Raw genomic sequence first — 1,136 nt, 5'->3', positions numbered from 1 at the left:
GCCCAGCGCGAGGATCGCGATGATCGCTTGGCTGGCCAAGATCGAGCGGAAGTTCGTCGCGGTCAAGAAGGTGTCGGGCGTCCAGATGCCGAAGACCAGGATGATCAGGGCGAAGATCAAGACACCGCTGTACTTGCCGATGCTGAACTTCCTGATAGCCGGGCTCCGGCGTCGATCGGCCGTGACGCTGGCCTCTTCGAGCTCCATTGAGTCTTCTTGCTGACGCGACGCCTCTGGGGCAACCGTCGACGAACGACCATCAGACATGAGCGTGCCCTTCTTGGTTGGTGGTGATTGAGGTCGTGGTACGGATCGCCTCGCCGAGGATGCGATCGACGGAGGCCTCCTCGCGCGACAATGTGGAGCCGACTGCTCCGTTGCGCATGACGATCACGCGGTCGCACATCGCGGCCGCTTCCTCGAAGTCCGACGTCACGAGCAGGACAGCTGAGCCATCAGCGGCCGCCCGGTTGATGACGTCGTAGATGCCGCGCTTGGCGCCAACATCGACGCCTGCGGTGGGTTCCTCAAGCAAGAAGATGCGTGCCCCGCAACGCATCCAGCGCGCGATGACCACCTTCTGTTGATTGCCACCAGAGAGCGCACCAAAGGTCGACTCGGTGGACGCTGGACGGACGTCGTACTCCTCGATCAGCGGCGCGGTGTCACGGATCTCGTATCGCTTTGACAGCCACTTGAGCGGACCCCGACCCTCGATCCGCGGCAACGTGAGGTTCTCGCGCACATTCCACTCACTCATGGCGCTCAGCCGCTTGCGTTCGCCCGGAGCGAAGGCGATGCCGTGCTTGATGGCCGTGGACGGCGAGTCGATCCGCACCACGCTGCCGTCGATGCGGATCACACCCGCGTCCAGCGGCTTGGATCCGAAGAGCAGATGGGGAACATCCTCTGCTCCACTACCGGACAGACCGACGATCCCGACGATCTCACCTGCTCTGACTGAGCAGGTGAGATTGCGAAGACGGCCTCCGGCGAGGTGCTCGACGGCCAGGACTCCAGCGCCTGCGGCTTGGTCGTGGTCGGGATAGACCGCCTCCAATGGACGCCCAAGAATGAGCTCGATCAAAGAGTCGTGATCCAGTTCTGACACCGCGCGCGTGGCGACGAGCCGCCCT

At 63.4% G+C, this 1,136-nt stretch carries 2 protein-coding genes; both read right to left on the bottom strand.

Annotation, left to right across the window (positions count from 1 at the left end; genetic code table 11):
- A partial coding sequence (locus ACOADB_RS06210) for a hypothetical protein (protein ID WP_378597083.1) occupies positions 1-207 on the bottom strand: 207 nt, incomplete at its 3' end.
- A gap of 52 nt (positions 208-259) precedes the next feature.
- Positions 260-1,136, bottom strand: an 877-nt coding sequence (locus tag ACOADB_RS06205) for an ATP-binding cassette domain-containing protein (RefSeq protein ID WP_378597082.1), incomplete at its 5' end; no start/stop codon positions are given.

It is taken from the genome of Nocardioides sp. CPCC 206348, assembly GCF_048654705.1.
Taxonomy (GTDB): Bacteria; Actinomycetota; Actinomycetes; order Propionibacteriales; family Nocardioidaceae; genus Nocardioides.
Note: the sequence above shows the minus strand (reverse complement) of the source record. Positions and strands in the feature narration are given on the sequence as shown.